Origin of the sequence: Actinophytocola xanthii (assembly GCF_001921205.1) — a bacterium.
Taxonomy (GTDB): domain Bacteria; phylum Actinomycetota; class Actinomycetes; order Mycobacteriales; family Pseudonocardiaceae; genus Actinophytocola; species Actinophytocola xanthii.
Map to the genome: position 1 here is coordinate 26,630 of NZ_MSIE01000002.1, position 21,095 is coordinate 47,724.

At 72.5% G+C, this 21,095-nt stretch carries 27 protein-coding genes; 19 read left to right on the forward strand and 8 right to left on the reverse strand.

Going from position 1 to position 21,095, the window contains the following annotated elements; genetic code table 11:
• Positions 1 to 13 precede the first annotated feature (13 nt).
• From BU204_RS01775 to BU204_RS01785, 4 genes are all read left to right on the forward strand, one after another.
• Positions 14 to 937, forward strand: coding sequence for a peptidoglycan-binding domain-containing protein (locus BU204_RS01775; protein ID WP_075123728.1), 924 nt, complete (start codon positions 14 to 16; stop codon positions 935 to 937).
• Positions 934 to 1,101, forward strand: coding sequence for a hypothetical protein (locus BU204_RS40550; RefSeq protein WP_198942733.1), 168 nt, complete (start codon positions 934 to 936; stop codon positions 1,099 to 1,101). Before BU204_RS01775 ends, BU204_RS40550 begins: the two co-directional genes overlap by 4 nt.
• A gap of 105 nt (positions 1,102 to 1,206) precedes the next feature.
• Positions 1,207 to 1,686 carry a hypothetical protein gene (locus BU204_RS01780; protein ID WP_198942734.1) on the forward strand — a complete coding sequence of 160 codons (480 nt, stop codon included), beginning with the start codon at positions 1,207 to 1,209 and terminating at the stop codon, positions 1,684 to 1,686.
• 15 nt (positions 1,687 to 1,701) lie between these two features.
• Positions 1,702 to 2,574 (forward strand): endonuclease/exonuclease/phosphatase family protein, encoded by an 873-nt coding sequence (locus BU204_RS01785; RefSeq protein ID WP_075123730.1) that lies wholly within the window; start codon positions 1,702 to 1,704, stop codon positions 2,572 to 2,574.
• Between the two features lie 17 nt (positions 2,575 to 2,591).
• Here the strand turns inward: BU204_RS01785 and BU204_RS01790 are convergent, their stop codons facing one another.
• Positions 2,592 to 3,032, reverse strand: a complete 441-nt coding sequence (locus BU204_RS01790; RefSeq protein WP_075123731.1) for an SRPBCC family protein — start codon at positions 3,030 to 3,032, stop codon at positions 2,592 to 2,594.
• Between the two features lie 13 nt (positions 3,033 to 3,045).
• Entirely contained in the window at positions 3,046 to 3,477 is a 432-nt protein-coding gene (locus tag BU204_RS01795) for a hypothetical protein (protein ID WP_075123732.1), read from the reverse strand.
• Between the two features lie 98 nt (positions 3,478 to 3,575).
• Here BU204_RS01795 and BU204_RS01800 point away from each other — a divergent pair, with 98 nt between their 5' ends.
• The 12 genes from BU204_RS01800 to BU204_RS01855 all read left to right on the forward strand — a co-directional run bounded on the left by BU204_RS01800 (position 3,576) and on the right by BU204_RS01855 (position 16,181).
• Complete coding sequence (locus tag BU204_RS01800; protein ID WP_198942735.1) at positions 3,576 to 4,424, forward strand: substrate-binding domain-containing protein; 849 nt, start codon at positions 3,576 to 3,578, stop codon at positions 4,422 to 4,424.
• A 4-nt stretch (positions 4,425 to 4,428) separates the two neighbouring features.
• Positions 4,429 to 5,130, forward strand: coding sequence for an ABC transporter permease (locus tag BU204_RS01805; protein ID WP_075123734.1), 702 nt, complete (start codon positions 4,429 to 4,431; stop codon positions 5,128 to 5,130).
• Complete coding sequence (locus BU204_RS01810) at positions 5,127 to 6,107, forward strand: ABC transporter ATP-binding protein (protein WP_075123735.1); 981 nt, start codon at positions 5,127 to 5,129, stop codon at positions 6,105 to 6,107. The genes BU204_RS01805 and BU204_RS01810 overlap by 4 nt, the downstream gene beginning before the upstream one ends.
• A gap of 37 nt (positions 6,108 to 6,144) precedes the next feature.
• A complete protein-coding gene (locus tag BU204_RS01815) occupies positions 6,145 to 6,723 on the forward strand; it encodes a TetR/AcrR family transcriptional regulator (RefSeq protein WP_075123736.1) in 579 nt (192 codons plus the stop codon).
• Positions 6,720 to 7,550, forward strand: a complete 831-nt coding sequence (locus BU204_RS01820) for an MBL fold metallo-hydrolase (protein ID WP_075123737.1) — start codon at positions 6,720 to 6,722, stop codon at positions 7,548 to 7,550. Before BU204_RS01815 ends, BU204_RS01820 begins: the two co-directional genes overlap by 4 nt.
• Entirely contained in the window at positions 7,547 to 8,494 is a 948-nt protein-coding gene (locus BU204_RS01825; RefSeq protein ID WP_075123738.1) for a carbon-nitrogen hydrolase family protein, read from the forward strand. Before BU204_RS01820 ends, BU204_RS01825 begins: the two co-directional genes overlap by 4 nt.
• 182 nt (positions 8,495 to 8,676) lie before the next feature.
• Positions 8,677 to 9,627 (forward strand): Rossmann-fold NAD(P)-binding domain-containing protein, encoded by a 951-nt coding sequence (locus tag BU204_RS01830; protein ID WP_075123739.1) that lies wholly within the window; start codon positions 8,677 to 8,679, stop codon positions 9,625 to 9,627.
• Positions 9,624 to 10,868, forward strand: a complete 1,245-nt coding sequence (locus BU204_RS01835) for a glycosyltransferase (protein WP_083660923.1) — start codon at positions 9,624 to 9,626, stop codon at positions 10,866 to 10,868. Before BU204_RS01830 ends, BU204_RS01835 begins: the two co-directional genes overlap by 4 nt.
• A complete protein-coding gene (locus BU204_RS01840; RefSeq protein ID WP_075123740.1) occupies positions 10,861 to 11,778 on the forward strand; it encodes a glycosyltransferase in 918 nt (305 codons plus the stop codon). Before BU204_RS01835 ends, BU204_RS01840 begins: the two co-directional genes overlap by 8 nt.
• A 4-nt stretch (positions 11,779 to 11,782) precedes the next feature.
• Complete coding sequence (locus BU204_RS01845; RefSeq protein WP_075123741.1) at positions 11,783 to 13,627, forward strand: ABC transporter ATP-binding protein; 1,845 nt, start codon at positions 11,783 to 11,785, stop codon at positions 13,625 to 13,627.
• Positions 13,624 to 15,408, forward strand: a complete 1,785-nt coding sequence (locus BU204_RS01850) for an ABC transporter ATP-binding protein (protein WP_143229252.1) — start codon at positions 13,624 to 13,626, stop codon at positions 15,406 to 15,408. The genes BU204_RS01845 and BU204_RS01850 overlap by 4 nt, the downstream gene beginning before the upstream one ends.
• Positions 15,409 to 15,449: 41 nt before the next feature.
• Positions 15,450 to 16,181, forward strand: coding sequence for a ZIP family metal transporter (locus tag BU204_RS01855; RefSeq protein WP_075123742.1), 732 nt, complete (start codon positions 15,450 to 15,452; stop codon positions 16,179 to 16,181).
• A 6-nt stretch (positions 16,182 to 16,187) separates the two neighbouring features.
• Here BU204_RS01855 and BU204_RS01860 read toward each other — a convergent pair whose 3' ends face one another.
• Both BU204_RS01860 and BU204_RS01865 read right to left on the reverse strand, forming a co-directional pair.
• Positions 16,188 to 16,763, reverse strand: coding sequence for a hypothetical protein (locus tag BU204_RS01860; RefSeq protein WP_075123743.1), 576 nt, complete (start codon positions 16,761 to 16,763; stop codon positions 16,188 to 16,190).
• Between the two features lie 17 nt (positions 16,764 to 16,780).
• On the reverse strand, positions 16,781 to 17,920 hold the full coding sequence (locus BU204_RS01865) for a zinc-dependent alcohol dehydrogenase (protein WP_233159015.1): 1,140 nt from the start codon (positions 17,918 to 17,920) through the stop codon (positions 16,781 to 16,783).
• 148 nt (positions 17,921 to 18,068) lie between these two features.
• Here BU204_RS01865 and BU204_RS39850 point away from each other — a divergent pair, with 148 nt between their 5' ends.
• Complete coding sequence (locus BU204_RS39850) at positions 18,069 to 18,215, forward strand: hypothetical protein (protein WP_158073382.1); 147 nt, start codon at positions 18,069 to 18,071, stop codon at positions 18,213 to 18,215.
• Positions 18,216 to 18,235: 20 nt separating this feature from the next.
• On the opposite strand, the gene BU204_RS01870 is transcribed toward BU204_RS39850, so the two are convergent.
• Positions 18,236 to 18,466, reverse strand: coding sequence for a hypothetical protein (locus BU204_RS01870; protein ID WP_075123745.1), 231 nt, complete (start codon positions 18,464 to 18,466; stop codon positions 18,236 to 18,238).
• A gap of 35 nt (positions 18,467 to 18,501) precedes the next feature.
• Positions 18,502 to 18,783, reverse strand: a complete 282-nt coding sequence (locus BU204_RS01875) for a hypothetical protein (protein WP_233159023.1) — start codon at positions 18,781 to 18,783, stop codon at positions 18,502 to 18,504.
• Positions 18,784 to 18,990: 207 nt separating this feature from the next.
• Here BU204_RS01875 and BU204_RS40555 point away from each other — a divergent pair, with 207 nt between their 5' ends.
• Entirely contained in the window at positions 18,991 to 19,155 is a 165-nt protein-coding gene (locus BU204_RS40555) for a LuxR C-terminal-related transcriptional regulator (protein ID WP_198942736.1), read from the forward strand.
• 45 nt (positions 19,156 to 19,200) lie between these two features.
• On the opposite strand, the gene BU204_RS01880 is transcribed toward BU204_RS40555, so the two are convergent.
• A complete protein-coding gene (locus BU204_RS01880; RefSeq protein ID WP_075123747.1) occupies positions 19,201 to 19,569 on the reverse strand; it encodes a RidA family protein in 369 nt (122 codons plus the stop codon).
• 36 nt (positions 19,570 to 19,605) lie between these two features.
• Positions 19,606 to 20,169: a DJ-1/PfpI family protein gene (locus tag BU204_RS01885; protein ID WP_075123748.1), complete on the reverse strand. Its 564-nt coding sequence runs from the start codon at positions 20,167 to 20,169 to the stop codon at positions 19,606 to 19,608.
• 157 nt (positions 20,170 to 20,326) lie between these two features.
• Between BU204_RS01885 and BU204_RS01890 the strand changes: the two genes are divergently transcribed.
• A complete protein-coding gene (locus tag BU204_RS01890; protein WP_075123749.1) occupies positions 20,327 to 20,896 on the forward strand; it encodes a DUF4232 domain-containing protein in 570 nt (189 codons plus the stop codon).
• Positions 20,897 to 21,095 lie beyond the last annotated feature (199 nt).

Consider the following 21,095-nt stretch of genomic DNA (forward strand, 5'->3'; position numbering starts at 1 on the left):
CAGGAGGCCAGACGTGACCACGATCGTCCCACCGCTGCGCGGAACCGAACCCGGTGTGCCCGTCGAGTGGCGTCCGCGGACCGCCCGACTGTCCGTGCGGGGCTGGGCGCCGACCAGACGTGCGGTCCTGCGGGCCGGCGGCGCCCTCGGGCTGTCCGTGCTCGGCACGGTGTTCCCGACGGTGCGCCGAGCCGTGGCCGACGGGTACGACATCTACCCGACCTGCCCGTCCTACGCCGCGGACCACAACTGCTCGCCGGGCTGCGGCCCGAGCACTATCTTCGCCGACGCGTGCGAGACCTCCGGGCCCAACCTCGGTTTCCACAAGGACGACCAGGTCACCTGGCGGCTGCGGCCCAACGCGTGCCTGTCCGGTAGCTACGACGGCTGGCTGTGGCGCTACGACCAGGCCTGCGGTACGTGCTCGTGCCACATCGAGCGGCGCTGCCACGACGGCTACCGGTCGACCGCGTCCGGATGGGTCCGGTCGATCTGCCGGTGGACCACCGAGTGCGGCTGCCCGCAGACGGTGAGCTGGCCCAGGGTCGGCTCGGGCGCGCGTGGCGAGACGGTGTCCAGTATCCAGCACCTGCTCACCCACCACGGCTTCGCGACCACAGTGGACGGTGTGTTCGGGTCGGGGACGACAACCTCCGTGCGCTCGTTCCAGACGGCTCGCGGGCTGTCGGTCACCGGCATCGTGGACACCGCGACCTGGCCGGTCCTGGCCGTCACGACCCGCTCCGGTGACAACGGCCAGCAGGTCCGTGCGGCCCAGGTGCAGCTCAACCGGTACGGCTACCGGCTGACCGTCGACGGGGTGTTCGGATCGGCCACCCGTGCCGCGGCGAGCGACTTCCAGCTGCAGAACAGGTTGTCCGCGGACGGGGTGGTCGGGCAGCAGACCTGGCGCACCCTCGCCGGCGGCGCGGTGTGACCAGGCCGTACCCCGCCTCCGCCCGGCGCGGGCTGACCCATCCGCTGGCGCCGTTGCTGGTGCTGGCCGCGGGCGCGGTCGCGCTCGCCCTGGCCGGCTGGGCGGTCGCCGCGTGGGCGGTGCTCGGCGGCCTGGCCGGGTTCACGCTGTCCGGCTCGGTTTGAACCAGGAACAGCGCTGTAGCGCTGACCTCGCCCGGGTGGCGGGGCCGGACGAGGCAAGGTGTCGCGCTCGGACTGTTCAGCACCGGGCTGGTGCTGGGTGGGGCGGTGAGCGCGGTGGTGCTGTACGCGGCCAGCGGCCTGGTCGCACCCGCCCCAGAGGCGGTGCGCTCCGGGGTCGTCGTCGCGCTCGCCGCCGTCGGCGTCGCCAGGGACGCCGGCCTGGTCAGGTTCCCACTGCCCCAGAACGCGCGCCAGGTGCCGCGCGAGGTGCTGACCGCGAACGTGGCACGCGGCTCCCTCCAGTTCGGCTTCGAGCTGGGCACCGGCGTACGTACCTATGTCTCGTCGACGGTCCCTTACGTCCTGGCCGCCGCGCTGCTGCTGTCCACACCGGACTTTCTCACGGCGGTTCTCACCGGGACCGGCTTCGGCCTCGGCCGCGCCCTCACCCCGCTGGCGCGCTTCGCGAGCCGGGCCGGCGAGGCGTGGGACACGACCCTGCGCCGGAGCCTGCGCACGGTCACCATCGGGGGTGGCCTCGCCGCGGCCGCCGCGCTCGCCCTGTTGGTGTTCATGACCGGCTAGGAGTTGGGAGACGAGATGAACCAACGCACCCGAGTGCGCCGAGTCCTGTTCGGAGGGTTGGCGGTGGTGGCCCTGGGGCTCGCCGGCCTGGCCCAGGCCCCGGCGGCCGCCGCCGAGCCGAAGAACCTCCAGGTGATGTCGTGGAACATGTGCGGCTCCCAGCGGCCGTCCTGGGGCTGCGCGAACACCGGGACACCGCAGGACAAGATCGATGTGGTGAAGCACCACGTCACCAACAGCTTCGTCCAGGCCGTGCTGCTCCAGGAGGTCTGCGAGAACGACCTCACCGCGCTGATGAACCAGCTCGGGGCCGGCTGGAGCCGCAGTTTCCAGCCGTACCAGTGGTCCGAGGACGGTGTGCGGACAAACAACAAGTGTGGAGAGGACACCGGCCGCAACGACCGGATCGGCACCGCCATCGTCGTGAAGGCCGGACTCGCCGACGCGCGGGCATACCCCACGACCCAACCGTGGACCGGCCAGAACCGACCGTTCCACTGCGCGACGGCCACCTACTGGAACCTCCGGCTCTGCAACCTGCACCTCACCCCGGCCGGCGGGAACCCCGACCAGCCCAGCTGGGAGTACGCCGACGACCAGCTCGCCGAGATCAAGGCCGTCGTCGACGGCTACCAGAACGTGGCCTTCGGCGGCGACTTCAACGTCGAGCCGCCGTACTTCGCCGGCAACTCCCGGGCCTGGCTGTGGCCGGCGGGGGTGTACGGGGGGCGGTACGCGGAGTGCGACAACGGTTCCGACCGGGACACCCACGACGGTGGCTACAAGATCGACTACATCTTCAGCACCGAGACGACGCGGTGGTGCGGCGTCGGGAACTCCGCCTACTCCGACCACCACGTGGTCGTCTACAGCGTCGAGGTGGTCTGAGGCGAAGCGGGATCGGCTCAGGTCGCTCGTGGGAACATGCCGGGGAGGCGGTCGAGGGTGGCCTCGATCCCCTCGCGGTTGCGGGCGGGGAAGCCGAGCAGCTCGATGACCTTGGGGAACCGTGCGGTGGACCAGTCGAAGGTCTCGGTCACCTCGGTCCGGCCGTCGCCGAGGTCGTCGAGCTCCCAGCGCCAGCGGTGCCCGGCGAAGTGCCGCCAGGCGATCTTCCTGCCGTCCTCGAACTCGACGACGGTGTTCAGGATCCGGTAGGGCAGGCCGAGCCGCATGTCCATGCCGAACCGCGAGCCCTGTTCCAGCCGCCGGGGTCCGGTGCTCCTCGACCCGCGAACGGTCCCGGACCCGTCGATCACCGGGTGGTTCGCGGGGTCGGCGAGCAGCTCGAAGATCTCCCGGGCCGGCGCTTCGACGACGCGGCTGGCCGACACCTGACGAGTCACCGGTCCACCATAGCTACGGCCCGCCCATCAGGATGAAGCTGACGTAGCAGCCGTCGGTCGCCTCGACGAGGACGGCGATGGGGGTCGTGCCGGGTTGAGGCTCCATGGTGAGGAACATGGCGTGGGGCGACCCCCACAGCGTGGGGACCTCGCCGACGCGGTGCAGCCGACCGAGTTCCAGCTCCGCACGCGGAGTGCAGTACGGGGTTCCCACGTCCGCGCGGCGCGTGCCGGGCTCGCACCAGTCGGCGCCGGCGCACGTCACGTGGCTGCGGTAGTCGCGGTCGCCGTACTCCACGCGGTAGGGCAGCCCCTGGTCGCCGGGCAGCGCGTAGCCGAAGTGGTTCGCACTCCACGGCAGGAACGCCGCACCGGCCAGGGCGCCCAGCCCGACCAGTACCACCGCGACGAACACCCACACCCGGCGCCTCCGCACAGCGTTCATCGTCAGGGGACGTCCACACCCACCGTTCGTTGCCTTTGACCGGAACAGCCTGTTGTATACTGTACACACGCAGAGTGGCTCAGCGGAGAGGACGGCCTGTGTCTCGGTTGCTGGCGTTCCTGGCAGTCCTCGTCTCGGTCGTTTCCTGTGGCGGTACCGACCAGGCCGCCGGCCCGTCGGCCGAGCGGTCGCTGATCCTCGCCACCACCACGAGCACGCAGGACTCGGGGCTGCTCGACGAGCTGCTGCCGGCCTTCACCGAGGACACCGGGTGGAAGGTCAAACCGCTTGCCGTGGGTAGCGGGCAGGCCATCGAGCTGGGTCGGCGGGGAGAGGCCGACGTCCTGCTCGTCCACTCTCCGGAGGCCGAGCTGGACTTCGTCGCCGAGGGCACGGCGGGGGAGCGCCGCCTGGTCATGCACAACGACTTCGTGATCGTCGGCCCGCCGGAGGACCCGGCCGGGGTGCGTGACCTCCCGAGCGCGCGGGCGATGCGGGCGATAGCCACGGCGAAGGCGGGTTTCGTCTCGCGCGGCGACGAGTCCGGGACGCATGCCCGCGAGGAGCGGCTCTGGGAGCAGAACCAGATCGACCCGAAGGGACAGTGGTATCGGTCGACCGGACAGGGCATGGGCGCGACGCTCCAGGTGGCCAGCGAGACGGCCGCCTACACGCTGACCGACCGGGCGACCTACCTCGCGCAGCGGGCGAACCTGCGGCTGGAGGTGCTGAGCGAGGGTGACAAGGCCCTGCTGAACATCTACCACGTCATCGAGCTGACCGAGCGCGCCGGCGACCGGGTCCAGCCCGACGGGGCCAAGGCCTTCGCCGACTGGATCGTCGGGCCCCGGGCGCAGCGGATGATCGGCGACTTCGGCACCGAGGAGGGCGGTCAGCCCCTGTTCGTCCCGGACGCCGGCAAGGACGAAGCGAACCTGGGGAACTGACCGCGTGGACGTGCTCGGCGAGGGCCTGCTCGAGGCACTGCGGCTGCTGCTGACCGGGGACGAGCAGACCTGGGAGATCACCGGGCTGACCCTGCGCGTCTCGCTCACCGCGACGGCCATCGCCGTCCTGCTCGGGGTTCCCGTGGCCGCGGCGCTCGCGCTCGGCCGCTTCCGGGGGCGGCAGGTGCTGCTCGCGGTCGCCAACACCGGGATGGGCCTCCCGCCGGTCGTGGTCGGGCTGTTCGTCACCGTGTTGCTGTGGCGCGACGGTCCGCTCGGTGCGCTCGGCCTGCTCTACACCCCCACCGCGATGGTGGTCGCCCAGGCGGCAATCGCCGTGCCGATCGTGGTGGCGCTGACGGCCGCGGCCCTGCGCCAGGTCGACCCCGACTTCCTGCTCCAGATGCGCGCGCTGGGCGCCACGAGGGTCCGCGCGCTCGGCGCGTTGCTGGCCGAGGCGAGGCTGCCGCTGCTGGCGGCCGCGATGGCGGGGTTCGGCGCCGTGGTCAGCGAGGTCGGCGCTGCGCAGATGGTCGGTGGCAACCTCGCGGGGGAGACGCGGGTGCTCACCACCGCCGCGGTGCTCGCCACCAGCCGCGGCCAGTTCGCCCTGGCGATCGCGTTCGGCCTGGTGCTGCTGGTCATCGCGTTCGCGGTCAACCTCGCCGTCACGCTCGCCCAGCACCGCACCACGGCTCCGCGGTGAGCATCGGCTGCCGCGATCTGCGGGTCAGCGCGGGCGGCCGGGAGGTCGTCGCCGTGTCGCGGTTGGACGTTCCGGCGGGGGAGACCCTCGCCGTTCTCGGGCCCAACGGCTCGGGGAAGTCGACGCTGCTGCGTGCGCTCGCGCACCTGGGCGGTGCGGCGCGGTCCGGCTCGGTCCTGCTCGACGGACGGACCGCCACGACCACCGAGCTCCGGCGTGCGGTCGCCGCGGTACTGCAACGCCCCGTGCTGCAACGCGCGACCGTGCTCGACAACGCCGCGGCCGGTCTCCGGCTGCGCGGGGTGCGGCGCGGCGAGGCACGGCACCGGGCGCGGCCCTGGCTCGACGCGCTCGGCGTCGCACAGCTCGCCGGCCGCGACGCCAGAACCCTGTCCGGGGGCGAGGCCCAGCGGGTCGCCATCGCCCGGGCGCTCGCCGTCGGTCCGCGGGTGCTGCTGCTCGACGAACCGTTCACCGGCCTCGACGCGACCACCCGCACCGATCTGCTCGCCGACCTGCGTGCCGCGCTCGACCGGCAGCGCGCCGCCGTCCTGCTCGTCACCCACGACCGGGAGGAGGCCCGTGCACTCGCCGACCGCACCGCCCTGCTGGTGAACGGCGAGATCCGTCAGCTCGGCCCGACCGCCGAGGTCCTGGACGCGCCGGCCGACCAGGAGTGCGCGACGCTGCTCGGGTTCACCACCCAGCTCCCGCCCGCGCTCACCGGCCGGGAGGTGTTGCTGGTCGCCCGGCCCGAGCGCTGCCGACCGCTCGCCGGGTCCGCACCGCCCCCACCCGACGCGGTCGTGGTCGAGGGTGTCCTGCGCCGGGTCGTCCCCCTCGGCGGTGCGTTCCGGCTCGACCTGGACACCCCGGCCGGTTCGCTCACCGCGGTGACCACGGCGGTCCTCACCGAGGGCCCGGGCGACGCCGTCCGGGTCGCGGTCGCCGCGGCGGACCTCCGAGCTTGTCGGTGATCTTGACAATCAGTAGACCGGTCGTCATAGTTTCGCCGTGGCCAGGCGAGGCGAGTCCCGGGAGCGGATGTTGCGCGCCGCGGCCCGGCTGTTCCAACGGCAGGGCTACGGCGCCACCGGCCTGAACCAGGTTGTCGAGGAGGGCTCGGCGCCGAAGGGCTCGCTGTACTTCCACTTCCCGGGCGGCAAGGAGCAGCTCGCCGCCGAGGCGGTGAGCATGGCCGGCGCCGAGCTGGGCACGGCGATGGCCGCCACGGCGGCGCGGGCCGAAGACGTCGGCGAGGCGATCATGGCGGTGGCCGAGCTGTTCGCCGCCGAGCTGGAGCGTTCGGACTACCGGGCCGGCTGCCCGGTGGCCACCGTCGCCCTGGACGCCGCCGCGGACAGCGAGCCGATCCGGGCCGCCTGCGATGGCACCTACTCGAGCTGGCTCGCCGGAATGGCCGAGCTGCTGCGCCGGCACCGGGTGGAGGACGCCGAGGCCGTCGCCGTGCTCGTGGTCTCGGCGATCCAGGGCGCGCTGCTGCTCGCCAGGGTCCGCCGCGACGCCACAGTCGTCCGATCCACGGCGAGGCAGGTGGCCGACCTGGCCCTCGCGGCGAAGGGAGCGAGATGAGGGTCCACCACCTCAACTGCGGTTCGGTCCGCACGATCGAGGCCACCTACCCCGGGCTGTCCCCGGCTCCGGTGGTGAACCACTGCCTGCTCGTGGAGACCGACACGGCGGGGCTGGTGCTGGTCGAGACCGGCCTCGGCCTCGACGACGTGCGCGACCCCGGCGGGTCGCTGGACGCCGACTGGGTCGCGTTCTGCGAACCCGCGCTGCGCGAGTCCGAGACCGCCCTGCGCCAGGTCGAGCGGCTCGGCCACGACCCCTCCGACGTGCGCCACGTGGTGGTGACCCACCTCGACGTCGACCACTGCGGCGGGCTGCCCGACTTCCCCCGGGCCTCGGTGCACGTCCTGGCGAGCGAGCTGGCCGCGGCGCTGTCCGGGAGCTACGGCCCGCGGTACCGGCCGGCCCACTGGGCGCACGGACCGCGCTGGGAGGTGTACGGCCCGGCCCGCGAGGAGCGGTGGTTCGGGTTCGACGCCATGCGGGTGCGGGGCGTCCCCGAGCTGCTGCTGGTGCCCCTGGGCGGGCACACGCCGGGACACACCGGAGTGGCCGTGCCCGACGGCGAGCGATGGCTCCTGCACGCCGGCGACGCGTACTACTACCACCGCGAGCTCGGCGAGCACCGGGAGCCGCACCCGCTGCTCGATGTCATCCAGACCCGCGCCGAGGTGCACCGGGACCTGCGGCTGGGCACCCATGCCCGGCTGCGTGAGCTGGCCGCGACCCACGGGGACGAGGTGGCGGTGTTCTCCGCCCACGACCCGTGGGAGTTCGCCCGCTTCGCCGCGCCCACGGCTGCCGCCAGTCCGGGAGGGACGTCATGAGAAGTCGCACCGTCGCGGTCGTACAGGCCGCGCCGCTGCTGTTCGACCTGCCGGAGACGCTGGGTCGTTTCGAGGCGCTGCTGGCCGACGCGAGCTCCGGTGGCGCTGAGCTGGTGGTGTTCCCGGAGGCGTTCGTCGGCGGGTACCCGAAGGGCGTGACCTTCGGGGCGACCGTCGGCTCCCGCACCGAGGAGGGGCGCGCGCTGTTCGCCCGCTACCGCCGGTCGGCGATCGAGATCCCCGGTGCGGAGTTCGATCTGCTGCGGGCCGCCGTCGCCGCGCACCGCGCGCACGTCGTGGTCGGGGTGATCGAGCGTGCCGGCCACACGCTCTACTGCACGGCGCTGCTGTTCGCCCCCGACGGCAGCCTCCTCGGCCACCACCGCAAGCTCGTGCCGACCGGCACGGAACGCCTGATCTGGGGCCAGGGTGACGCCTCCGATGTGGCCGTCGTGGACACCGACCTCGGCAGGGTCGGGATGGCGATCTGCTGGGAGAACTACATGCCGCTCTACCGCGGCGCGCTGTACCAGCAGGGAGTGGAGATCTACTGCGCTCCCACCGTCGACTGCCGGGACACCTGGGCGGCGAGCATGCGACACATCGGCGTCGAGGGCCGGTGCTTCGTGCTGTCCGCCGCCCAGTTCGCGGTGCGCGCCGACTACCCGCCGGACTTCCCGACCGATGTGGAGGAGGAGGTCCTGATCCGCGGCGGCAGCTGCGTCGTCGACCCGTTCGGCGCGTTGCTCGCGGGGCCGGTCTTCGACCGGCGGGACGTGCTGGTCACCGAGATCGACCTCGACCTGCTCGACGGCGCCTACCTGGACCTCGACGTGGTCGGGCACTACGCCCGCCCGGATCTGTTCCGATTGACGACGACGGAGAAACAACCGCGGCGGCCGAGAAAATCCGGCCACAATGGACCATTCGATTCATCCGAATGAATTCATAAATTCCCGTCCCATAACGCGAGCAAATTTCGGTTTGGTGTTGACCACCGCTCGCGGGCCTGGGCATACTCCCGTGAGTGACCGTTGGAGAATTACCCGAGAAATTAGATCTTGGGCACCGCTTCACCAGCCCGCCCGACCTCGTCGTATGGGGTCTGGGAAAAGTGGGAAGCAATGTGCTCAGACAGATCGCCGACCGGCACCCGCACCGGAATTTCGCGGCGGTCACCAGCCAACCGCGTCGGGCCCTTCGCCTCGGGCGCAACGTCACCCCCGCGGTGTTCGCGGAACTGGCCGACAACCGCGCCCCCGTGCTGGTCTGCGTCGCCGACGACGAGGCCGTGGCGCTGCGGTCGTGTGTGGAGGTGGAGGCCGGCCGTCTCGTCGTCGCGCGGCGCAACCACCGGCTGATCGAACGGTTTCTCGACCCGGGGACCTGGCGGGACCGTCCCGTGCTCGTGGTGACCAACCCGGTCGAACTGTTCTGCGCCAGGCTTGCGGAGGTCGCCGGTCACGAGTCCGTGTTCGGCGTGGGCATGCAGCTCGACGCGCAGCGCTGCCGGGACGTGCTCGCCGCCGGCTGGGCCGTCGACCTGGAACCACACGAGCTGCCCGTCACCGGCATGCACGGGCTCGGACCGGTTCCCGTGCTGTCGGCGGTACCAGGGCTTCTCGAACGGGTCGGCGCGCTGCCGTGGACGGTCGTCACGGCGAGACTCCAGGCCGCGGCGAACTCCTTCCGGCTGCCCTGGATCCGGCACCCGGAGCGGATGGCGGCCGTGTTCGAGCGGCGTGGTCACGTGCCGTCGGACGACCCGCACGGCCGGGTCGCCGTCGCGGTCGCCGCGCTGACGGCCGCCGAGTTCGAGCGGGACCATCCACCCGCGGACAGGGCGATCGGCCACGTCGCGCGCCTCGTCGACGCCTGGTTCGACGGCGGCACGGTTCCCGTCGCCGGCCCGCGCCGGGTCAGCTCTCGCAACGACGAGCTGGTCTACCTCGGTGGCCTCGCCCGCCTCCCCGACGGTGAGTTCCGGGTTCCCGATCTGTCGCCAGTGGAGTCCGCGCTGGTGGCCGACCAGGTTGCCCGGATGCGGGCGCTCGCCGCGGCGGTGGCAGCCGCGTGAACGGGCACCACGTACTGGTCATCTCCCTGCAGGTGGGCGACAGCGCGTCCAAAGGACACCTGAACCCGCTCGTCGGCGTCGTGCAGCACCTCTTGGCGCGTGGCCACCGGGTCAGCTGGCTCCCCCTGCCGGCCGCCGTCGGTCCGGCGGACCGGGCGCAGCTGGCCGAGGTGGGCGTCGAGCTCCTCGACACCCCGGCCCTGCCCGCCGGCATCCTCGCCGGACCTCGGCAGATGGCGGCGGTCGCGCGTGACCCGGCCCGGGTCTGGGCGGTTTACCACTCGTTCCTGCTGGCCCCCGTGCCGCACCTGCTCGAGGACGTCCGCGCGCTGCTGGACCGGTTGCGGCCGGACGTCGCCGTCGTGGACACCATGTCCTACCCCGGAATCATCGCCTGTGAGCTGGCGGAGCTGCCCTGGGTCGGCGTATGCGCGGGACTGAAGCTCGTGCACCCGCCGGGTTTCGGCCCGGCCTACCGCGGCGACATGTCCGCTGTCGTGGCACCGAGAGCGGACCTGTTCGCCCGGTACGGACTTGACCCCGACTTCCGCCTCTTCGAGTGTCCTTCACCGACGGCCAACGTGGTGTTCGGTACCGAGGAGCTCGTCGGCAACGTCAGCCCACCGGCCAACACCTCGCTCGTCGGACCCACCATCACCCCGCGACATCGAGGCGACGAGACCGAGTTCCCGTTCCACCTGGTCCCTGAGGACCGGCAGCTCGTCTACGCGTCGTTCGGAAGTGTCCACACCGGACTCACAATCCACGGTGTGGTCGAGGCGCTGGTCGAGGCGACAGGCAAGCTCGGCGCGTGTCTGGTGATCAGCTCGGAGGCGGTGGACCAGCGCGCCGAGGAGCTGCCGGACCACGTGATCACCACGTGCTACGCACCGCAGCTCGAGATGCTCGCCCACGCCGACGCGTTCGTCACCCACGGCGGTGCCAACTCGGTCATGGAGGGCCTCTACAGCGGCGTGCCGCTGCTCGTCGTCCCGCTGGCCAGCGACCAACCGTTGCAGGCGCGCCTGGTGGAGAGGGCCGGCGCCGGGATCGCCGTCGACCCGGCGGACCTGACGACGGACTCGGCGATGGCCGCGCTCGCGCGGCTGCTCGACCCGGACGGTCCGATCCGGCACGCGGTGGCCCGGGTCCAGAAGTCCTACCGGGCCAACGACGGCGCACGGCGGGCGGCCGAAATCGTCGAGCGGGTCGCGGCGGCGCGGGGAGGAGCCCGTGGGTAGCCCGACGCGGTGCAGTGTCATCGTTCCGACCTACAACCGCAGGCGGCTGCTCGAGCTCACGCTCACCTCGCTCGCCCGGCAGACCCTACCCGGAGACCAGTTCGAGGTGCTGGTGGTCGACGACGGCTCGAGCGACGGCACCGCCGAACTGGCCCAGGGGTTCGCCGACCGGCTCGACCTGCGGTACTTCTTCCAGTCCGACGAGGGCTACCGGCTGGCCCGCGCACGCAACGTGGGCATCGAGCACGCCCGCGGCGACATCTGCGTGTTCGTCGACTCCGGTGTGCTGCTCCACTCGGGATGTCTGCGGGCCCATGTGGACGACCACGACGCCACGCCGCACCCGCGGGTGGTGAACGGGTACGTGTACTGCTTCAACCTCGACAACGACGACGCGCAACGCATCCGGGCGTTCGTCGACCTCGACGACCTCGACGCCACCATCGCGGCGATGGCCGCGCGGGGAGCGTGGCCGGACCTCCGCGAGCCGTTCTACACCCGGTACACCGACCACTTCGGACACGTTCCCGCGCCGTGGCTGATGGCCTGGGGCTGCCACCTGTCGGCGCGGACAGAGCAGCTGCGCTCGGTGGGCATGTGCGACGAGGCGTTCCGGCAGTGGGGCGGTGAGGACCTCGACCTCGCCTACCGGTTGCACCGCGACGGCGCGCGGTTCAGCGTGAACAGGGCAGCCGCCTCCATCCACTACCCACACGAGAAGGACCACGGCGACAACGCGAGGTCCGCCCGCCAGAACTACCGCTACATCGCGGGCAAGTACCGGACGCCGATCACCCGGCTGCTGACCGAGGTGCCGCGGGTCGACTTCGGCACGCTCAACGAGGTCATCTCGGACCGGGGTCTGCCCAGCTGCGCGGAGTACCTGGCGCGGGGCAGGGCGGCCGGATAGCGGCATGGCACGACGCTCCTGGTTGCGGCAGCTCACCGCCCGGCGGGACATCGCCGCGCTGCTGCCCCGCGCCGGTTCCGGGCTCGTCGCGGCGCTGGCCGGGGCGAACCTGCTGCTGGGCGTGCTGCCGGTCGTGTTCGCCGTGGCGACGGCACTGGTGCTCGGAGGAGTTCCGGCGGCCGTCGAGGCCGGCTCGGACTCGGCGGCGTGGAGCGCGCTCGTCGCGGCGTTCGGCGTGGCGGCCGCCGCGTTCGTCGCCAGGCAGCTGCTCGCACCGGCCGAGCGCGCCCTCGCCGAGCTCGCCGCGCGCCGCGTGGACGGCGGGGTGTTCGACGAGCTGATGGCGGCGGCGCTGCGCAGCCCCGGACTCGGTCCGCTCGAGGACCAGCAGGCCCTCGACGCGCTGCGGACCGCCGCGCGGGAGGTGGAGTTCGGCGTGCGGAGCCCGGGCCGGGCCGCCACCGGCCTGCTGGCGCTGGTCGCCCGCTACACCGAGCTCGCCGGGTACGCCGTCGCGCTGGGCGTCGTGTTCTCCTGGTCGGCCGCCGCGGTCCTGGTCGGCGTGGTCCTATTGTTCCGCCACGGGCAGCGCGGCGGGCTGCGGCGCTACGCCGACGTGCGGGTTCGACTCGCCGCCGACGAACGGGAGATCGACTATCTGCGCGGCCTGGCCGCCGGAGCCGAGGCGGGCAAGGAGATCCGGGTCTTCGGCCTGGCCGGTTGGCTGCGCGCGCGCCTGCGCGAGACCCACCTCCGTTTCCTGCGCCCGCTCTGGGCCGAGCGCCGGCGCATCTACCTGTGGCCGTTCGTCTGGCTCTCGGTGCTGGGGCTGGCGGTCACCGGGCTGGTCCTCGGGATACTCGGCGCGAGCGGGCACTCGCTGGGGCTCGCCGACGTCGTGCTCGTCGCGCAGGCCACGCTCGGCATGCTGCGCTTGGCGGAGCACTACCCCGAGGCGGACATGCCGACGGTGATCGGCATGAGCGCCTGGGACGCCGTCCGCCGCTTCGCCGACCAGGTCCCTCCTCCGCCGGAGCCCTCGTCGGGAGCGGCGGTGCCCGAACCGGTCGGCACGATCCGGTTCGACAAGGTCTCGTTCCGCTACCCGGGCCAGCGCCGGATGGTCTTCGACGGTCTGGACCTGACGATTCCCGTCGGCCGCTGTACCGCCCTCGTCGGGGTGAACGGCGCGGGCAAGACCACGCTGGTCAAGCTGCTGGCCCGGCTCTACGAGCCCACCGCCGGCGCGATCAGGCTGGACGGCGTCGACATCCGTGCCTTCCCGCTCCCCGAATGGCGGGCCAGGCTCAGCGTGATCTTCCAGGACTTCGTGCGATACGAGGCGTCGGTCGCCGACAACATCGGGCTCGGCGCCGTCGCCCACCTGGACGACCGGCAGGCCATCGCCGACCTCGTGGCGTCGGTCGGGCTGGCCGGCCCGGTGGGCCGGCTTCCCCGCGGTCTGGACACCCCGCTCGCCCGGCACCTGCGCGGGGGAGCGGAGCTGTCCGGCGGGCAGTGGCAGCGCGTGGCGCTCGCCCGGGCGCTGTTCGCGGTGCGCCACGGGGCGCCGATCGTGGTGCTGGACGAGCCGACGGCGAGCCTCGACCCGCGGGTGGAGGCCGGCTTTCTCGAGGAGTTCAGCCGCCTCGCCGAGGGCGCCACGACGCTGCTGATCTCGCACCGGTTCTCGACCGTGCGCCATGCCGACCTCGTGGTCGTCCTCGAGCACGGCCGGGTCACCGAGCAGGGCAGCCACGCCGAGCTGATGGCCCGCGACGGGAGCTACGCCCGGCTGTTCCGGTTGCAGGCCGACCGGCTCACCGGCGCCGGGGAACCAACCCGGTGAACGGGCTCCTCGCCGGTGCCCGAACGATGGCCACGACCGCCTGGCGGACGAGCCGGGGCCGGACCGCACTGGCCGTGGCCCTGATGGTGGCCGGTGCCGTCGCGGCTCCGCTGCTGGCGGCGGCGCTGGGCTGGATGGTCGTCGAGATCGTCTCCGGTGACGGCGGCCGGGCGGCGCTCGCCGGGGTGACGGCGGGCGTGCTGGCGGTCATGGTGCTTACCCTCGGCCACTTCGCGCACCTCGCCTACTACGAGATCGCCGAGCTGGCCGAGCTGGACTTCGACGAGCGCCTGATCGAGGTGTCGAACGGGTCGCCGGGCATCGAGCACCACGAGCTGGCCGAGCACGCCGACGCGCTGACCGTGCTGCGCCAGGAGGGCCGGCAGTTCCGCACCGGCCTGGAGGCGCTGCTGAACGGTCTGGGCCTGGTCCTCGCCGTGACCCTCACCGCGGCCCTGCTGGCCGCGCGGAACCCGGTGCTGCTGCTCCTCCCCGTCGCGGCGGTGCCGCCCCTGCTCGCCGGGCGCTGGGCCGAGCGGACCGTCGACCGCGCCAGAACGGCGACCGCCGAGCCGACCAGGGCCGCGCTCAACCTGTTCCACCTGGCCACCTCGCCCCGGGCGGCGGGCGAACTGCGGGTGTGCGGGGTCCAGGACGAGCTGCGGGCCAGGCACGGCCGGCTGTGGGCCACGGCGACGCGGGGCCTGTGGCGCGCCCAGCTGAGGGCGACCTGGGTCCGTGCGGCGGGGCAGCTCGTGTTCGCGCTCGCCTACGTCGGCGGCGTGCTGCTCGTGGTGCAGGACGCGGCCGACGGGCGGCGCGGCGTCGGCGACGTCGTGGTGGTCATCGTGCTCGCCGGCCAGGTGAACCAGCAGGTCGCGACGGCGGTCACCCTGCTACAGGACCTCCAGCGGGCGGCCGGCGCCTACCGCCGGCTCGCCGAGGTCGGCGCCGCGGTGACCTCGTCCGCGGCACCGACGCCGCGCACGCGGCCGCCGCGTCGGCTGCGTACCGGGATCGAGCTCGCCGGGGTGACGTTCGCCTATCCCGGCACGGACGCCCCGGTGATGCGCGAGGTCGACCTCCGCCTCCCCGCCGGCGCCACCGTCGCACTCGTCGGCGAGAACGGTGCCGGCAAGTCGACGCTGGTCAAGCTGCTGTGCGGGTTCTACCGGCCCTCGGCCGGCCGCATTCTCGTGGACGGGACGGACCTGCACGCCATGCCCCTTGGCGAGTGGCACGCCCGGATCGCTGCGGGGTTCCAGGACTTCGTGCGCTACGAGCTCTCGGCCCAGGAGGCGGTCGGCGTCGGTGACCTGCCCCGGGTCCGGTCCGAGCCGGCCGTGCGAGCGGCGCTGGACCGCGCCCAGGCCGCCGGTGTCCTCGACGACCTGGCCGACGGCGCACGCACCCAGCTGGGCAAGAGCTTCGCCGACGGGGCGGAGCTGTCCGGCGGGCAGTGGCAGAAGCTCGCGCTGGGGCGGGCGATGATGCGGGAGGCGCCGCTGCTGCTGGTCCTGGACGAGCCGGCGTCGGCGCTGGACCCCGAGGCGGAGCACGACCTGTTCCAGCGCTACGCCGAGCACGCCGGCCGCGTCGCGGCCAGGACCGGCGGGGTCACCGTCCTGGTGTCCCACCGGTTCTCCACCGTGCGCTCGGCCGACCTGATCGTCGTCCTCGAGGACGGCCAGGTGGTGGAGTCGGGCGACCACGCCACCCTCGCCGCCGGATCGGGCCCCTACGCCGAGCTGTCCGCGCTCCAGGCGCGGGCCTACGGCTGAGCGGGTTGGCCTGCGGCCCGCCGGGCGCGAAAATCGGGGGCATGCTCACCTCGCTGCTGTTCGGCCTGGCCGCCTCGAGTGCGTTGGTGATCGGCTCGGTGGTGGGTGCCATGTGGCGTCCACCGCGCCGGGTCACCGGTGTCCTGCTGGCCTTCGCCAGCGGAGCGTTGATCTCCGCCCTCGCCTTCGAGCTGTTCGAGGAGGCGTTCCACCTCGGCGGGGCGGTCCGGTCCGGGCTGGGCCTGCTGGCCGGCGCGGCCACGTTCGTGCTCGTGGACTCCGCCCTGGACCGCTACGTCACCGGCCACCCCGGGCCCGAGCAGCAGGAGGTGGCCAAGACCGGGGCGCGCGGTGGCGTCGGCCTCGCGCTGCTCGCCGCGGTGACCCTGGACGGCGTGCCCGAGAACCTCGCGCTCGGGGTGTCGCTGGTCGGCGGCGCCTCGCTGACGCTGCTTGTGGCGATCTTCTTCTCGAACCTGCCGGAGTCGCTGGTCGGCGCCGTCGCCATGCGCGAGGCGGGGCAGAGCAGGCGGACCGTGATCGCCACCTGGACGGTCTGCGCACTGCTGCTCACCGCCGCCGTCGTGCTCGGCAGGCTGGCGGCGGGTGGGCTGAGCGACACGGTGCTGGCCGTGGCGCTGTCCTTCGCGGGGGGAGCGGTGCTCGCGTCGCTGGCCGACACCCTGATGCCCGAGGCGTTCGAGCACGGTCGGCCACTGAACGCGTTCGCCACCGCCGGCGGCTTCTTCCTGTCCTTCGTCCTCGCCGCCTAACCGCGCTCAGCGCCGCCTGCGACGCAGCGCCGCCCGGACGCCGGAGTAGGCGAGGCCGCCCGCGAGCACCCACGGACCGGCGACGATGACCGGGTCGAGCAGGTGGTGCCCCGCGTCCGCGCGCTTCTTGCCGAACCGGGAGGAGAAGCCGTGCCGGGAGAACTCGCTCAGCACCCCGGTCTCGGTGATCGGGTTGTCCGGGCGCGCGGTGGCGAACGAGCGGAGGTGGTTCTCCCAGGCGTCGACCCGGTCGGCGGCCAGCAGCAGCAGCCAGTGCGCGGCGCGACCCTCGCTGAACCTGCGGTAGGAGAACCGGCGCAGCGCCCCGGAGACACCGCGGGGCGGGCACGAGGTGCCGAAGACCGGGGTGAGGAACGCGTGCTCGATCGAGCGCTCGCGCGGCCACCGCTCCGGCTGGCGCTCGGGGAAGTCCCAGTGGGCCCCGGTCCTGTCCTCCTGCCACCGCAGCTTCGGCACCGACGGCCGGTCCTTCGGGTCCAGGTCCGCGCCCCAGCCCGGGATCCGCGCACGCAGCTGCTCGGTCGTCTCGGGGAGCGGGGGCTTGTCCGAGGTGTAGGTCATGGCGTCGTCCTCCTTGCTCAGCCGGCGTTCGGGACGACCAGCGGCTTGATGCACCCGTCCAACTTGGCCGAGAAGATGTGGTAGCCCTCGGCGATGTGCTCGAGCGGGATGCGGTGGGTGATGATCTCGCTTGGCTTCAGGTAACCGTTGCGGATGTGCTCGAACAGGCGCGGCCACTGCCGCTTGACCGGGCACTGGTTCATCCGCAGCGTGAGGCCCTTGTTGAGGGCGTCGCCGAACTTGACGGCGCTGAACATGGGCCCGTACGCGCCCATCACCGAGACCGTGCCGCCCTTGCGTACCGAGTCGATCGCCCAGTTGAGCGCGACCGGGGAGCCGCCCTGCAGCTTCAGCTTGGCCGCCGTGATGTGCTGGGTGAGGTTGCCGTCGGCTTCGGCGCCGACCGCGTCGATCGCGACGTCGGCGCCGAGGTGGTCGGTGATCTTCTTCATGTGCACGACGATGTCGTCGTACTCGGTGAAGTTGTAGGTCTCCGCGTGGGCGAACGTGCGGGCCTTCTCCAGGCGGTACTCGAGGTGGTCGATGACGACGACCCGGCCGGCGCCCATCAGCCAGGCCGACTTCGCGGCGAACAGGCCGACCGGCCCGGCGCCGAACACCACCACCACGTCGCCCTCGACGATGTCGCCGAGCTGGGCTCCGAAGTAGCCGGTGGGGAGCGCGTCGGTGAGCAGGACGGCGTCCTCGTCGTCCATCCACTCGGGAATGATCGTCGGGCCGACGTCGGCGAACGGCACCCGGACGAACTCGGACTGACCACCGTCGTACCCGCCGCAGGTGTGCGAGTAGCCGTAGATGCCGCCGACCGCGGTGGCGTTGGGGTTGACGTTGTGGCAGTTGGAGTACAGGCTGCGCGCGCAGAACCAGCAGGTCCCGCAGAAGATGTTGAACGGCACCATGACGCGGTCGCCCCGGCTGAGGTTCGCCACCCCGGAGCCGACCTCCTCGACCACGCCGATGAACTCGTGCCCGAAGGTCATGCCGACGCGGGTGTCCGGCATCATCCCGTGGTACAGGTGCAGGTCCGATCCGCAGATCGCCCCCAGCGTGACGCGGACGATCGCGTCGTTCGGGTGCTCGATCGGGGGCATGTCCTTCTCTTCGACCCGGACCTTGTAGGGCCCGCGATACACCATGGCTCGCACCAGCGCCTCCCGTCGACGACCGCGTCTGGAGCGGGCGGGATACCCGTCGTCGCCGCGATAAACCTTCGGTCCCGCCGTGGTTGACCCGCCCGGCGCTGGGTACGCCTGGGGCAGCCAAGTGAGTACGAAGGAGAGTGCGATGGCCGGCCTGATGAACCGGATCAAGAGCTTCATGCGCAGCCCGAAGGGGCAGCAGGTGACGAACAAGGCGCGCGAGATGGCGCGGGACCCGCGCAACCGCGAGCGGGCCAAGCAGGCCGCGCAGAGGCTTCGCCGCAAGCGCTGAGACCGATCCGGGCCCGTCGACTAGTCGACGGGCCCGCGCAGGGTCAACACCACCCGCAGCACGTGCTCTACGGCCGCGGGGAACACGGCCCCGCGGAGCTCGTCCCGGACGGCGAGGGTCCGGGACGCGAACTCGAGCATCCGCTGCGGCCCCAACCGACGGACGACGAGCGAGGCGACCTCCTCGAGGTCGAGGCCCGGGTTGTCCAGGCGAACGAGGGCGAACTCGACCACGAGCTCCTCGTCGCTCATCACGCCCTCCTCGCGGTTACCCCGAGCCTAACCGCTCACTCCCCGGAGGGGCGGCGTTCGAAGAACGTGTCGGGGGCCGACTCGGGCATCTCGGTGCGGAGCTCGGAGTCGCGCAGTACCTCGCGGGCCTGGGCCTCGGGGTCGGCGCTGCCGGTCTCCTGCTCCTCGGGCAGCAGGCTCGCCCGGGTCCCCACCCGCTCGTCGACCCCGTTGCGGCTGTCGAACTCCTCGGGGCGGTCGAGGTCGTGCTCGCGGCGGGCGCGGGCCTCCTCGTCGGGCGTCAGCTCGGTCCTGCCGGTGTCCAGTGGTTCGCTCACACCCCGGCTGTACCCCGTTCCCGGCCTCGTCATGCCCGGGCCGGCCCCGGGACAGACCCGGGGCCGGCGGCGTTCACCAACCGTTGCCGATCCTGACACGGGGGGTGTCGAGGGGGCCGCCGTGGCTGTCGCCGGGGTAGAGCCACAGGTCGCGGCCGGCATCCTCGCGGACGATCACGTCCAAGGACCACCGGGCGGTTCGCCACCGTGATCGAACCGGCGACGGCCTCGGAGACGGCGCCGAGCATGCTCGAGGCCTACCAGCTCGGACCGCGGGAGCAACAGGTCGCCCAGCTGGTCGCCCGGGGGCTACCCACCCGGGAGATCGGCGCGGCGCTGCACCTGTCCCGCACACAGTTCGGGACTACCTGAAGCAGGTGTTCGAGAAGGTCGGGGTGTCCAGCCGCGGCGAGCTGGTCACGCCGCGGCGACCGCCTCGATCTCCAGGAGCCACGCCTCGTCGTAGATTCCGGTGATGATGACCGTCAGCGCCGGTTCGTGATGCCCGAGGACCTCATGCCGGATGCGGGCGTTGGCTTCCCGGTACTTCCGGTCGGCGAGGAAGACCGTGACCTTGACCAGGTTCTTCTCGGTCATGCCGCCCTGTTCGAGGACGGCGAGAACGTTCTGCCAGGCGAGCCGGCACTGCGCGTCGAAGCCCTCGGGCACGCCGCGCTCGCTCGTCTCGGGCACCTGACCACTGACGAACAGAACTCGGTCGAAGTCGGTGAGCAGGGCTCCCTGCGCGTAGGAGCGGGGCTGGGGATCGATGGGGGTCACGGGCACTCGCGAAGTGTAGGAGGCCGGCCGCGGCGCTGTAGGTCAGGGCGCGACGCTCGCCTTCTCCAGCACCTGCATGAACGCGCGGGACCACTCGGGGAGGTCGGGCCAGCCGCGGCACGAGACCATCGCGCCGTCGACGACGTCCGGCCCGTCCACGAACGTGGCGCCGGCCTGTTCCAGGTCGGTCCGCAGGGGTGGGAACCCGGCGGTCGTCCGGCCCCGCAGCAGGCCCAGCGCGGCCGGCACCTGTGGGCCGTGGCAGATCGTGCCCACCGGAAGGCCGCGGTCGAAGAAGTGCCGGACGATGCGGGCGACGTCCGCGTCGGTCCGGATGTACTCCGGTGCGCGGCCGCCGGGGATCACCAGCGCGTCGTAGTCCTCTGGGCGCACGTCGCCGAACGCGAGGTCGACGGGCAGTTGGTGGCCGGGCTTCTCGGTGTAGGCGTCCCAGCCGGGCTCGAAGTCGTGCACGACCAGCTTCACCGGCCGCGTGGTCGGGGCGGCGACGACCGCCTCGTGGCCGCCCTCGCGCAGGCGGAACACCGGGTACATCGAGTCGAGCTCCTCGGCGGCGTCGCCTGTCAGGACCAGCACTCGTGCCATGCTCGCTCCTCTCCTCGGTTCGATGGTGCCACCCTGGTCCAGCCCTTGGCGAGAAATTCTTGACCGGCCGTCCAGTTGGTGACCTAGGACCCTGGCGCACGGTGGCGTCGACGCGCGATTCTCGTCGGATCGACATACAGGGGGAAAGGTCGTCTCAATGCTGCACAAGAAAACGCACAGGAACATGTCCCTGCTCGCCCGCGCCGCCGTCATCGCCGCGATCGCCATCGTCGGCGCCGCCACACCCGCCGCGGGCCTGCCGGCTTCCGCGCCGGCGGAGACGCCCGGCCGCGTGCCCCAGTGCGGGGTCCGCGACGTGGACGTGGCACTCGGCGACTCCGAAGGGACCGCCGGAACCAGGTACCACGCCCTGGTGTTCACCAACAACGGCCGCCGCACGTGCACCGTCCAGGGTTTCCCCGGAGTGTCCTTTGTGGCGGGTGACGACGGGCACCAGGTGGGTGCGCCCGCGGCCAGCGTAGGCACGGCGGGCCCGGCGGTGACGCTGGCACCCCGCGGCACGGCGGCCGCCCCGCTCGGCGTCGTGAACCCGGACAACTTCGACCCGGCGGACTGCCTCGTGGTCCCGGTGCGCGGTCTGCGCGTGTACCCGCCGAACGAACGCAAGGCCGAGTTCCTGCCCTGGGCCACCCGCGCCTGCTCCGGCCCGATCCCCGAGAGCCAGCTGAAGATCGGCACGGTCCATCCCGGGAGCGGCCTGACCTGAGCCCGCCCTTGCGCCAGGCCGACTCGTGCGCCGCGGCCGTTCGCCAACCGGCGAACGGCCCAGCGGCACCACCGTCGCGTGCAGCATGGCCGCGGCCAACCGCGACGAGGACGCGGCACGTCCCGGTCACCGACCGCTGAGCGGAGAACCTCGCGAATCCCCGCGGGTATCCTCGATCGACCAGCGTGATCGGAGTCCG

Excerpts from the sequence above, each read along its gene's own strand:
- BU204_RS01785 (WP_075123730.1), top strand. The coding sequence starts at position 1,702 with ATGAACCAACGCACCCGAGTGCGCCGAGTCCTGTTCGGAGGGTTGGCG.
- BU204_RS01795 (WP_075123732.1), bottom strand. The coding sequence starts at position 3,477 with ATGAACGCTGTGCGGAGGCGCCGGGTGTGGGTGTTCGTCGCGGTGGTA.
- BU204_RS01820 (WP_075123737.1), top strand. The coding sequence starts at position 6,720 with ATGAGGGTCCACCACCTCAACTGCGGTTCGGTCCGCACGATCGAGGCC.
- BU204_RS01825 (WP_075123738.1), top strand. The coding sequence starts at position 7,547 with ATGAGAAGTCGCACCGTCGCGGTCGTACAGGCCGCGCCGCTGCTGTTC.
- BU204_RS01845 (WP_075123741.1), top strand. The coding sequence starts at position 11,783 with ATGGCACGACGCTCCTGGTTGCGGCAGCTCACCGCCCGGCGGGACATC.
- BU204_RS01855 (WP_075123742.1), top strand. The coding sequence starts at position 15,450 with ATGCTCACCTCGCTGCTGTTCGGCCTGGCCGCCTCGAGTGCGTTGGTG.
- BU204_RS01860 (WP_075123743.1), bottom strand. The coding sequence starts at position 16,763 with ATGACCTACACCTCGGACAAGCCCCCGCTCCCCGAGACGACCGAGCAG.
- BU204_RS01865 (WP_233159015.1), bottom strand. The coding sequence starts at position 17,920 with ATGGTGTATCGCGGGCCCTACAAGGTCCGGGTCGAAGAGAAGGACATG.
- BU204_RS39850 (WP_158073382.1), top strand. The coding sequence starts at position 18,069 with ATGGCCGGCCTGATGAACCGGATCAAGAGCTTCATGCGCAGCCCGAAG.
- BU204_RS01870 (WP_075123745.1), bottom strand. The coding sequence starts at position 18,466 with ATGAGCGACGAGGAGCTCGTGGTCGAGTTCGCCCTCGTTCGCCTGGAC.
- BU204_RS01885 (WP_075123748.1), bottom strand. The coding sequence starts at position 20,169 with ATGGCACGAGTGCTGGTCCTGACAGGCGACGCCGCCGAGGAGCTCGAC.
- BU204_RS01890 (WP_075123749.1), top strand. The coding sequence starts at position 20,327 with ATGCTGCACAAGAAAACGCACAGGAACATGTCCCTGCTCGCCCGCGCC.